9 protein-coding genes are annotated in these 12,518 nt (G+C 36.1%); 7 read left to right on the top strand and 2 right to left on the bottom strand.

Translation table 11 applies throughout. The features are described from left to right. Nucleotides 1-40 precede the first annotated feature (40 nt). The gene (locus BKP35_RS10825; protein WP_071313371.1) at nt 41-1,015 is read right to left on the bottom strand and encodes an arsenic resistance protein; all 975 of its coding nucleotides are present in this window, start codon (nt 1,013-1,015) and stop codon (nt 41-43) included. A gap of 470 nt (nt 1,016-1,485) precedes the next feature. Between BKP35_RS10825 and BKP35_RS10830 the strand changes: the two genes are divergently transcribed. From BKP35_RS10830 to BKP35_RS10850, 5 genes are all read left to right on the top strand, one after another. Beyond that, nucleotides 1,486-2,556: a 4Fe-4S dicluster domain-containing protein gene (locus BKP35_RS10830; RefSeq protein ID WP_071313372.1), complete on the top strand. Its 1,071-nt coding sequence runs from the start codon at nt 1,486-1,488 to the stop codon at nt 2,554-2,556. Beyond that, nucleotides 2,528-3,223, top strand: a complete 696-nt coding sequence (locus BKP35_RS10835; protein ID WP_071313373.1) for a formate dehydrogenase subunit gamma — start codon at nt 2,528-2,530, stop codon at nt 3,221-3,223. The genes BKP35_RS10830 and BKP35_RS10835 overlap by 29 nt, the downstream gene beginning before the upstream one ends. A gap of 239 nt (nt 3,224-3,462) precedes the next feature. Next, on the top strand, nt 3,463-4,551 hold the full coding sequence (locus tag BKP35_RS10840; protein ID WP_139192855.1) for a cytochrome-c peroxidase: 1,089 nt from the start codon (nt 3,463-3,465) through the stop codon (nt 4,549-4,551). Nucleotides 4,552-4,736: 185 nt separating this feature from the next. Further along, nucleotides 4,737-6,851 carry a methyl-accepting chemotaxis protein gene (locus tag BKP35_RS10845; protein WP_071313374.1) on the top strand — a complete coding sequence of 705 codons (2,115 nt, stop codon included), beginning with the start codon at nt 4,737-4,739 and terminating at the stop codon, nt 6,849-6,851. 504 nt (nt 6,852-7,355) lie between these two features. After that, nucleotides 7,356-7,859 (top strand): DoxX family membrane protein, encoded by a 504-nt coding sequence (locus tag BKP35_RS10850; protein WP_071313375.1) that lies wholly within the window; start codon nt 7,356-7,358, stop codon nt 7,857-7,859. 166 nt (nt 7,860-8,025) lie between these two features. Here the strand turns inward: BKP35_RS10850 and BKP35_RS10855 are convergent, their stop codons facing one another. Beyond that, the gene (locus BKP35_RS10855; RefSeq protein WP_071313376.1) at nt 8,026-9,483 is read right to left on the bottom strand and encodes a flavin monoamine oxidase family protein; all 1,458 of its coding nucleotides are present in this window, start codon (nt 9,481-9,483) and stop codon (nt 8,026-8,028) included. Nucleotides 9,484-9,898: 415 nt separating this feature from the next. On the opposite strand from BKP35_RS10855, the gene BKP35_RS10860 reads away from it, so the two are divergent. Together BKP35_RS10860 and BKP35_RS10865 are read left to right on the top strand one after the other, a co-directional pair. Then, a complete protein-coding gene (locus tag BKP35_RS10860; RefSeq protein ID WP_071313377.1) occupies nt 9,899-10,402 on the top strand; it encodes a DoxX family membrane protein in 504 nt (167 codons plus the stop codon). A 579-nt stretch (nt 10,403-10,981) separates the two neighbouring features. Continuing rightward, entirely contained in the window at nt 10,982-12,247 is a 1,266-nt protein-coding gene (locus BKP35_RS10865) for an ATP-binding protein (RefSeq protein ID WP_071313378.1), read from the top strand. The last annotated feature ends 271 nt before the right edge of the window (nt 12,248-12,518 follow it).

The raw sequence follows: 12,518 nt of genomic DNA on the forward strand, positions 1-12,518 counted from the left end.
CGAGCGTGAAAACATTATGAAAAATATTTTATAACACCTTTTATGGTGTTTGAGGTTTTTCACTCATCTTAAACCAATATTTATTTGAAAGCTTTCCATAGTAAGCGATACTTTGTTGTTGAACGACAAAGGCAATCGTGACAATTAGTGCAGCTTCAGCTCCAAAGGCTGTAGCGGCAAGCCCAATCGCAATAGAAAGGTTTCTTAAAACAGTTCCATTGACGAGTGCAATCCCATCATTTCTATTAAAAAATTTAAGAGCAACAAATGTACTTAACACGTAATTTAAGCCATAAAAAGCAATTAATACAACGATCGCTATGAAGATTAACTGTAAATTTTCTGCAATCATCGTTGCTTGCGTACTAATGCTAACAAAAACAACATATAACATCGCCCAAATACTTAAAGGAGCTAAATTTGGTTTGACTAGTTTTTGAAACTGTTCAAGTGTGTACTTTCGTAATAATAACTTAAACGTAATATGCCCTAAAAACATCGGTAAAAAAACGACTAATGCTATAGTTCTCATGGTTGCTAAAATGTCGATATTCACGTATTGTCCTACCATCACAAGTAAATACCAAGGCGTAATAATTGAACCGATAGTTAGACCAAAAACTGTTAACTTCACAGAGGCAGGTACGTTCCCTTTTTGAAGAGCAGTCCATGATATCGTCATCCCACTTGTCGGTAATAAGGCGGCTAGAGCTAATCCAGCAAACATTATCGGGTACTCTGTCAAAAATACGCTACCTAAAAGATAAGCAACCACTGGAATAACGACGAAGTTAATAACAATCGACGCTCCAAGTATTTTTGATCCCTTGACTGAAGTTAACTCTTTTAGCTTAAAACCAATCAATGTCGCATAAATCATAATAATGGTAGCGATTAAAATCGTACCCCTCAAAAATGAAGTGTCTACGATAGTGCCGATAATAAATCCAAGTATTAACGTTAAAGGCACACTAACTAATATATATTTTTGCGGGAACATATAAATATTTTTCATAAACTGTTTCACGCCCCTTTCCTTTTGTTCGCCTGTATACCCCATTGGGTATATCTATACTATACAGGGTATGTTTATTTCTGTCAACACCTTTAAAAATCACTTTCAAGCATGCAAAAGATATTACCTTCCTAATTTTTAAATAAAAATTAAAACTTATTCCAATCAGAAATTATTATTTGATTAATGAAGAAATTATCCAAGAACCCCTCCTAAATAAACCTTAAGACGGTTACTTACCTTATGTTTTAAGAGCACTCATTCGATGACACAACTTTTTAATATAATGAAGCAATTGCATTAAAATGCTTTTTTAAAAATTTTTAATGAAAGATTTTGAAATATACCCACACGAGTATATAGAGATGTGTTATTATACATATACAGATATACCGATGAGGGTATGTTCAACAAAATAAATATCCAAGTAAAACAAATAAACTGATAAGGGTTTGAGGGGGTTAATGATAATGACAGAAAAAAACAAACTAGACCGTCGAACGTTTTTAAAACGTTCGGCACAAGCGACGGTTACTGCTGGGGTAGTAGCAGCGACAAGTAATTCAGTATTTGCAGAACGGGATGAAGACAAGGTTAATGGTTATGTTGCTTCCATTATTGACTTAACGAAGTGTGATGGGTGTGCGAATTACGATACGCCATTATGTGTTACGGCTTGTAAAACGAAAAATGAGCATCGTCTTCCACAACCAGAAGGGCCACTTAAAGATTACTGGCCTCAAAAAAGACATGAGGATTACTCACAGGAACAAGACCGAACAGATCGTTTAACACCATATAATTGGACGTTTGTCGATCAAGTAGAAGTTTCTCACGATGGCGTTACTGAAACAGTTTCAGTTCCAAGGCGCTGTATGCACTGTATAGATGCACCGTGTCAAAAGTTATGTCCATTTGGTGTTATTGAGAAATCAGAACAAGGCGCTGTAAAGATTGATGAATTTTTCTGTATGGGAGGCGCGAAATGTAGAGACGTTTGCCCTTGGGATATTCCACAACGTCAAGCGGGGGTCGGAGTTTATATGCACCTTGCTCCTGATTTAGCGGGTGGTGGAGTCATGTATAAATGCGATATGTGTAGTGACTTTTTGGCCAAAGGTGAAAAACCAGCATGTGAAACATCATGTCCAACAGGAGCCATTGAATTTGGTCCAGTAGACCAAATGAGAAAGCTTGCAGAAGTAAAAGCAGAAGAAATTAGTGGGTATGTGTATGGAAACGAAGAAAACGGTGGAACGTTAACGTTTTATGTATCAAAAGTTCCATTCGACAAAATTAATGATGCAATTGTCAAAAGCAAGGCAAAAAATCATGATGGAACTCCGCGTCCGGATGGCCGTCCAACGATGGAACCAAAAGTTGAAAATATGTTAGATTCGGCGCACGGTCTAGTACTTGCAACTTTAGTGGCTCCGATTGCAGGTGCAGCAACGGCGGGGATTGCTGCTTACAAAACATTAAAAGGTAAAAAGAGCGAAGGGGGCGTTTTTGATGAAAACAAAGAAAGAGAAAATTCTTAGACAGCCGCTATCTAATCGTTTTGTTCATTGGGTGACTGCGATATCAATTTTCATGTTAATAATTACTGGGATGGGTCAAATGCCTTTATATGGAAGGTATTTACTCGTCCAACCCTTTGGAACACAGTGGTTATTAAGCTATGAAGCTACTCTTTGGGTTCATTATATTTTTGCGGCGATATTAATGTTTGTTGTTTTTTATCATCTCTTTTATCATTTCATGCGGAAGGAATTTCAGATTATCCCGAAAAAGGGTGATGTAAAAGCTTCTTATGAAATTATAAAAGCGATGGTCTTGCGAAAACATGAGCCGCCAAGTGAAAAATATTTACCTGAACAACGTTTAGCTTATGCGTTTTTTGCATTTTCAATTGGATTAGTTATTGTCACAGGAATCATTAAAGTAATCAAGAACATCTCCGGCGTTCAGCCAAGTAACGGTGTTTTACTTTGGGGCGCTCAACTTCATAACTTAGCGATGGTTTTAATTATTATCGGCATTGTGATGCATCTTGGGGCATTTCTCGTAAAAGCCAATCGTAAAATGTTGCCTGGAATGTTTACTGGTTATGTTGACAAAGATTACGTGAAAGAGCGTCATAGCCTTTGGTATAAAGAGCTCGAAAAAGAAAGTAAAAAAGATAAGAATAAAAGAAAAGTATTATAAGTTTATAGAGTTTATGGAATTCACTCAAGGAACTGTTTATTTAAAGGAGCAAAAAGATGGCCGATAAAAACAAATGTAATTTAGGTGGTTGAGGTACGTCCAAATCTCTATATTTTTAATGACTTTGTCACAATAATCCCCCTAATCATAACTAAACTTATACTATACTAGTATTAGAAACTATTTGATAATTATTTTTAATAAAAAATTAGTAATATATGTGAAAGGGGGCTGAAAACGTGATAAAACCATTGATTTTTTTATCGATCATCATGTTAGTAAGCATTAGTTTAGCTGCCTGTTCAACTAACCAAGCTCTGCAGGCGTCTGAACCTGAACCAAAATCAGTAGGGGAAACGAATGAAAATGAACACGACCAATCTTTTGTAAGAACGATCGATGGACTTGTTCCTCTAGGGGACGTACCAATTCCGGAGGATAATCCGATGACCGCAGAAGTTCTAGAATTAGGACAAATGTTATTTTTTGATCCACGTTTATCTGGAAATGATCAAGTTAGTTGCGCGACTTGTCATGATCCTGAGTTAGGTTATGGTGATGGTAGAGCAACATTTGAAACGTATACTGGTGAGGATGGTCCGAGAAACTCGCAAACTATTATTAACTCAGCGTACTATACATCGTTCTTTTGGGATGGTCGAGCTGCGACCTTGGAAGAGCAGGCGTTAGGTCCTATTCAAGATCCTCATGAAATGAATCTACCACTTGATGAACTTATCGAAAAACTAAAAGGGATTGAAGGGTACGAAGCACTTTTTTTAGCAGCGTTTGAAGATGGCATCACAGAAGAGAATGTTGGAAAAGCACTTGCGGCATTTCAACGGCAAATTGTCGTAAAAGACACTCGTTATGATCAGTTTCTACAAGGGGATAAAGAGGCACTAAATTCCCAAGAAATTCGCGGTCTTGAATTGTTTAGTGGAGATGCCTTTTGTATTACGTGTCACAACGGAGAAAATTTATCTGATAATGAATTTTATAATATTGGGCTTAACTCTGATGATGAAGGACGTTATGCAGTTACAGGAGACGAAGATGATTTAGGTAGGTTCCGAACCCCAAGCTTATATGGGATTACTCATACTGCGCCATACATGCATAACGGTAGTATCGAAACGTTGGAAGAAGTCATCGAATTTTACAATCGTGGCGGTGACGGACACCCAAATACGAGTATTTTTATGAACATGTTTATGAGTAACATCAACTTAACGGAAGAGGAAAAAGCTGATTTACTTGCTTTCTTAAAAGTTTTGGGCGGGGAACCACCGATTTTTACGGAGCCAGATCTTCCAGGAAGTGAATAAACTTTGTCTTTATGAGGCTCGCTAGTTGGCGAGTCTCTTTAGTATTTTAACGAAAACTGTCGAATGCAATAGGGTTTTGTCACACAATTGACTCAATTTTGTCGGGGGAATCCCGGATTTTTATAAGGAGTTTTGATACAGTGTATTTATACTGTAAAATTTTGTGACATAGAGGGGAGTTCCATATGAAATCGTCTATTAAACCAGTAAAATATGTACTTAATAAACTCACATTTTTCCAAAAGTTCATATCTATTTTTATTATTATTTTTATACCGATCTCAATCATAACATTTTTATACATCGATGGAATGATGGAAGATATTCGCGTTTCAGAAAGTGAACGAAACGGTTTAGTATATATAGAAGAAATTCGATCCATTGTTCAATACACTCAACAGCACCGCGGGCTTTCATCGGGATATTTAAGTGGTGACGAAGCGGTTGCAGGAGCAATTAACGAACGACAAGAGGATATAAATCAACTATATAACAATATTGAACATTTAATTAATGATGATAACGATAGGTATAGTATTAGAGAAGATTTTCAGTACGTTAAAGATCAATGGAATTCGATAACTACGAACTTATTTTCATATATCGCTCCAGAAGCAATTGAACTTCATAATAATTTAATGATCGATATATTTGACTTTGCTGCAACGATTGCAGGAGAATCCTCATTATTTTTAGATTATGATCTTGTAAACTATCATATGGTTGTGTTAGTCGTTGACAGGCTACCGCTGATCACTGAATTAATGGGACAATCTAGGGCCGTAGGAACTGGTATTGCTACAAGAGGTAATATTAATGATGAGGAAAACTTTCAGCTCTCTCAACTAAAGCAATCGCTTGAAAACCAAGTACACAATGTCGAACGTTCCATCGAAGCGATTTATAGGGAGGACAATAGTTTGTATCAACTCCTATCTGAACAAAGCTCTGTAGCGATTGAAAATGTAAATATTTTGATTGAGAAACTAGAAACGGAATTTTTAAATAGTAATTCTATAGCGATTAATCCAAACGATTACTTTGATTTTACAACAGATGCCATTGATGGATACTATGAATTTTTACAATTAAATGCACAGTTGTTAGATGAAAGGCTAGTTGAAAGAATAAGTGATTTAAAATCTAGTAGAAATACGATTACTGTGATTCTTGCGATAACAATGATTTTATTAGCGTATATTTTTATCGCTTTTTATACAGCGATTAAAGATAATATTATTGAGGTTGAACAAGCTTCATCACGAATTGCTGAAGGTGACTTAACTCAGTCGGTGAAAATAATGACTAGAGATGAAATGAAAGATATCTCTAACTCATTAAATCATATGACTTTGTCGATAAAAAATCTCGTTCAGTCTAATCAATCCGTTGCTCATGAGCTTACAGCATCTTCTCAAGAACTATCAATGGTTACTGAAGATACGGCTAAAGCTAGCGAGCAAATCACATATTCAATTGAAGGGATTACAAGGGTGATTGAAGACCAACTCATCGCTGCTCAAGAAATAGATCAATCGATCAACGAACTAGCATCAGGACTTAATGTTGTGATTGAGACGTCTAATGATGTAGTTCAATCATCACACAATACGTCAGAGGAAGCTCAAAATGGTAGCCAACTAGTGACCAATACGATTAACCAAATGAATACAATCAGTCAATCAATTGATACATCTTTTGCGGTTATTGAAGAGCTAGATAAAAAATCGAAAAGTATCGGGGAAATCATCGATGTAATTACTGGTATTGCCGAACAAACGAACTTATTAGCGTTAAACGCGGCCATTGAAGCGGCACGTGCGGGAGAGAATGGAAAAGGTTTTTCCGTTGTTGCTGATGAAGTACGGAAATTAGCTGAAGAGTCGGCACGTTCTTCAAAAAATATTTACCAGTTAATTCAAGAAGTGCAGTCAGATACAGAAAGAGCTAAAAGCTCAATGGAAAAAGTCTTAGCAGATGCTAAAGAAGGTATTAACGTCGTCAATATGACTGGAGAAGGATTTGAAAAAATTGTCTCAGCTACGAGTAGTGTAGAACAACAAGTAAGTGAAGTTTCCAGCTTAGCATTAAAAATGAGTGGTTCGATTGAGAAAGTTGTCGCGAACGTAAAAGAAACAACAAAGAGTGCACATCAATGTGAAGAGAATGCCCATAAAATTGCAGCTTCTTCTGAGGAACAGTTAGCATCAATGGAAGAGATCACCTCATCTGTCCATACGTTAAATGAGCGTGCACAAGACCTTCAAGACTCTGTCGATAAATTTAAAGTCGACGCTTAGGTAGCGGTAAGAATGTGAACTTCTCACATGGTGTCAGACACCCCCCGTGGACAAATCGCTAAAATGTCCGTGTGAGGTGGACACTATTATAATTTAGTAGAAAGATTTAATTAGAATTCAAAAAATATTATATTTAATCACAAAGACCAAATGGCTGACTAGTCATTTGGTTTTTTGGTCTAGGAAACTATAAAGACAAATCATTTGCATTGGGTGAGTTTTGTCACAGTTTAGTCAAGGAACGGTAACACAGTTGTCACTATTAACACGTTCGTTAATAGTTAAATGTAATATAATAAAAGTAAGTTAGATAGCGCCAACTAACATAAACTAACAAAACAATAAACTATCAAATTAGTGAATTTCATAATTCAATATTTTCACCATTAAGTACTGTATGTAGTTGCGTTAAACCGCTCGCAACTACATACAGATTGATATGGCTCAATTTAGGTAATTATGATATTCACTATAGTAAAAATAAAAAATAGGAGTGATGAGCTAATGTTTATGAACTTTTTAAGAAATAACGTATATGCAGCGGGTATTTTAACATTTTTAAGAATATATTTAGGTTGGCAATGGTTAACAGCAGGGTGGGGTAAAGTGACAGGTGACCCCTTTAATGCAGGTGGATATTTAAACGGTGTCGTCAATAACGAAACAGTGATGGAAACTTATCCAAGATATCACGCATTTATTGAAAATTTCGCCCTTCCAAATGCCGATTTGTTTAGCATTATGGTTGCCTGGGGAGAGTTACTAGTTGGACTTGGATTAATTTTAGGAGTATTAACAACAGCTGCAATGTTCTTCGGTGTCGTAATGAACTTCTCATTCATGTTTGCTGGTACAGTATCTACAAACCCTTGGATGTTATTACTGTCAATGTTCATTTTAGTAGCAGGATATAACGCAGGAAAATTCGGTGGTGACCGTTGGGTAATTCCTTATTTACGACAAATGGTTGCAAGCAAATTCAATTTAAAACAAAAAGATGCAGCATAACTTAATTAAAACAAAGCTAATGTTGCCCAAACGAAGGATACACGTTCATTAAATTGAATGTGTATCCTTGTTTGTTTGTAAAAAAGTTGGAAAGGTGAAAAATGAGCACGCGACTTTGACATTCTAAATGGTCGCAGCCAAAAGCTTTCATGCTAGTTTTGTATGGTTATCTATTGTTTACTTCTAAAGCAACGCGAATCCCAGATTCAATCCCGCCTTCCATCCAGGCAGGGTGCGAAGATGTATGCTCTCCCGTAAAATGAACTCGCCCTTCACGAGTTGCAATGAAAGGGGCAATTTGTGTACCATCTTCCGGTTTTAATACAGAAATATCACCGCAAATAAAAGGGTCTTGTCGCCAAACATAAGAAGCCGCAGTAGCCAATTCATCAAAAACGACATCACCATGAACTTTTGCTAAATAATGTAATAAAAATTTCAGCTTATCTCCTTCAGTTTGACTATCCCAAGGCAACGTATCATCTCCTAGCGTATAAGTACCAACAACAATAGCAGGTCCAGGCTTTCCTATGTCGCGGCTAGGATAGTAAGTAAATCGACTTGGGAGGTCAGTCAGCATGTGACCGCCAAAAAGACCGTCCTTCTCCCAGAAACGACTTTTAAATTCGACCCCCACTTTTGTCGCTGGCATATAACGAAGGTCGCGAATTGCTCGTCGCTTTTCCTTAGAAAAAGCATCAAAAGGTTCAAGGTCAACGAGTTGCAAAGCAGAAAAAGGGATAGCAACAACTGCCGTATCGCCTCTTACCTCTGAGTATTGACCTGTTTTAGTGTTTTCAACGGTTACTTTCACTTCATTTACGTCCGAACAAATGCTCCTAACCCTCTCATTAAAATATAGTTCTTCTTTTAATTGTTGGTAAAGTTTTTTTGGTAATTGATCATTACCATCTGTTAGTTCATAAAAACTTACATCAGGCATGATGACAGGCATGAAAGCCCTAATTACGTCAATGGCATTGTATTCAGAAAAACCTTGAACCCCCATCATAACGTTTACTTTTTCAATCGCCCCAGGTGACAACGGTTCACCAAATGGGTTTCGACGCAAAAAAGAATCTAAGGAGTATTGATCCAAATGTTGAGCAACTTGGGTTGGTATATTTCTATCAGTATATCTTCCGAAGGACGGGAAAAGTGGTTCGGCAACAGACCTTAATAATTCACTAGCTGTCTTTCCTCGTTCGTGAGGTGCGACTGGATAGCCGAAATAATCTGGATTTTCTTCGTAGTACCACCGCCGAGCTTTTAAGCCATTCACATAAAGCCAGTCATCTGGAGTACTGTTTATAAACTCATTAAACTTTAATTTAAATTTATTAATATACTCCCACATGAGATAGTGAGTAGTAGGAATCCGTTTCGCTCCAGCTTCAAAGTGAAGTCCCTCCGAAAAAGGTTCACGCATCGTGAAAACTCGTCCGCCAACCCTACTGCTAGCTTCTAAAACTATGACGTGATGTCCTGCTTCCTTTAATAATGTGGCCGATACTAATCCAGCTAAGCCTGCACCGATTATAATGATTTTTTTAGGTGTATTTGTTTTTGGTAACCCCTTTCGAATAATCGAAACCATATTAGCTAGTGCGTCTTGCTGATACATAGCTCTCCCTCCTAATTGAACAATTCAGTGATCTATAAAAAAAGAGAAATACAGTTATGTGTTGAAAATTTTACCATTTATTATATTTATGCTCGTAAAATATATAAATGTCTTTAACATTAAAATATACTCGTAGATTTAAAAACAACGTAGTTTATTAACTTAAAATTGTTTATGTTAACCACTTTATGGGGTAAAAACAAAAATAACGACATAAAAAGACGTTCCGGAGCCCTTAACTTTCGCTTGTCACAGTTTATTCAAGGAAAGGTAACAGAGTTGTCACTATTTGCTCATTCATTCACAAGGGAATGTAATATAATAAAAGTAAGTTAGATAGCGCTAACTAACACAAACTAACAAAACAAAAAACTATCAAATTAGTAAAAAATACAAAACAAGGAGTGAAGAACTTATGTTTATGAACTTTTTAAGAAATAACGTATATGCAGCAGGTATTTTAACATTTTTAAGAATATATTTAGGTTGGCAATGGTTAACTGCGGGATGGGGAAAAGTAACAGGTGATCCATTTAATGCAGGTGGATATTTAAACGGTGTCGTCAATAACGAAACAGTAATGGAAACTTATCCAAGATATCACGCATTTATTGAAAATTTCGCACTTCCAAATGCAGACTTGTTTAGCATTATGGTTGCATGGGGGGAGTTACTAGTAGGACTGGGCTTAATTTTAGGAGTATTAACTACAGCAGCAGTGTTCTTCGGTGTCGTGATGAACTTCTCATTCATGTTTGCTGGTACAGTATCTACAAACCCTTGGATGCTATTAATCTCCATGTTCGTTTTAGCAGCAGGATATAACGCTGGAAAATTCGGTGGTGACCGTTGGGTAATTCCTTATTTACGACAAATGGTTGCAAGCAAATTTAATATAAAACAAAAAGATGCAGCATAATCGAATAACAAAAATGATGATTCTGCCGAAATTAAGGATACACGTTCATTCAAATGAATGTGTATCCTTGTTTTGTAAGGAAAAGTTGGTTAGTTTGTTAATTTGTTGGTTAGGCCAACCCAAAACCTGACTTTCTCATATTAGTAAGAAATGCTGCGGTTACTCGTCGCAAAACTGCATCTAAGATGTGTCTCATGACGTAATTGAGGTCAGTAGCTTTGGTGACGGTTACCGTCATCTTGATTTTGTATGAAAAAAAGGTGGATGCTTTCGTGAACGAGCCTCTGAGATTCGATAGAAGTGCTCCTGCGGTTACTCGTCGCAAAACTGCTTGAAGTAAATTCTTAGATGTACCTCATGATGTGATTGAGGTCAGTTGCTTCACAGCGAAGTGAGGGAAAGTGTCCACCTTATCATTTTAGATGGTGTCGATTAATCGCCAAAAGCGTTTTGTATGAAAAATGTCCGACTGATCTGTGGCGTATTCGTATTACTTAAAAAATTACCAACACTTTCACACTTATAAAAATGTTAAAATAGACTTCGTATTTATTATTTAATAAAAAAGGAGTCTTTCACTTGAAAAAAAGACAAATTTTATGGATATATATAACGTTTGGAATTTCTTGGATCATTATCACTGACTTTTTAGTAGAAAAATATGTTCCGATAGAATTGGCGATGACTGTTCAAAAAACTAAAGGAATTTTTTTCATTGTCTTAACAGGAATTTGTATTTATTATATTTTGAAAAAAATAGAAGAACTAAACTGCTGTAAAGAGCAGGAAGACAAGCTCTCTACGTTAATTAACTCAATGGTCGACTTTGTAGCCTTTAAAGATGGTCAAGGGCGCTGGGTAAAAGCGAACGCTTCCTGTTTAAAGCTCTTTCAATTAGAAAATATAGATTACCAAGGAAAAAAAGATTGTGAGCTTGCGAAATACACAGATTTTTATCATAAAGCGTTAATGCATTGTGAAAAATTGGATGAAGAAGCTTGGCTCAATCGGGATATATCACGCTCTGAACAAACATTACCTATCCCAGATGGTACAAAAAAATACTTTGAAACGATCAAAGTTCCGCTATTTAATGAGGATGGTAGTAGAAAAGGGTTAGTGGTGATCGGTCGTGATATTACTGATCGGAAATTAGCTGAAGAACAGTTACGAAAAAAAGAAAAGCTTTCAATCGTCGGAGAACTAGCAGCAAGTGTCGGTCATGAGATAAAAAATCCGTTAACATCAATTAAAGGATTTGTGCAAATTTTAGGGAAAAAGAACAAAGAGGATGAGATGTATTATGACATTATGACAAAAGAGTTAGAGAGAATTGATCATATTGTCGGTGAATTATTACTTTTAGCCAAACCTCAAAAACTTGTTTTTTCGACGTACGATGTAAAAGAGATTGTTGCAGACATTGTCTCTTTACTACAAACTCAAGCGAATATGAAGGAAGTTACCATTCATTTTCAGTCGCAAGAATCACTTTTAATAGATTGTGAAAAAAATCTACTTAAACAACTATTCATTAATATTATCAAAAATGCCATTGAAGCGTGCAAAGAGAACGGTAATGTTACGGTAAATATAGAAAAAGGAAGCGAGAAAAATGTTTTAGTTACTGTTGAAGACGATGGTTGTGGGATACCTAAGGAGTTTCAAAAGCGATTAGGTGAACCTTTCTATTCTTCAAAAGAAAAAGGAACCGGGCTAGGTTTAACAGTAAGCCATAAGATAGTACAACAACACGGTGGCAAGATTAATGTTAAAAGTGAAGAAGACGTAGGAACACAAGTTAAAATTCACCTGCCATTCAAAAACTCAAAGTCTCCGTCATAACGTAAAACAATCCGAAAAATATTAAAACAGAGACTTTGCAAAGATGAACTCAAGAAAAATCTATTAAAAAGGCTTGGAGAATGTTTTATCTCTAAGCTTTTTTGCCATGAAAAAACAATTACTATTTACTTTGATCCACGATTCTTTAGAAGAGCTTGATCAAATTAAAACTAGATAGGAAAGTTTCCTTTCTAAAAGTATATAATTCTATTTTCCTAAGATGTCCTGTAACATTTTATTGCATAACCAAATATTTTAATGTAAATTGAAA

The organism is Anaerobacillus arseniciselenatis, assembly GCF_001865995.1.
GTDB lineage: Bacteria > Bacillota > Bacilli > Bacillales > Anaerobacillaceae > Anaerobacillus > Anaerobacillus arseniciselenatis.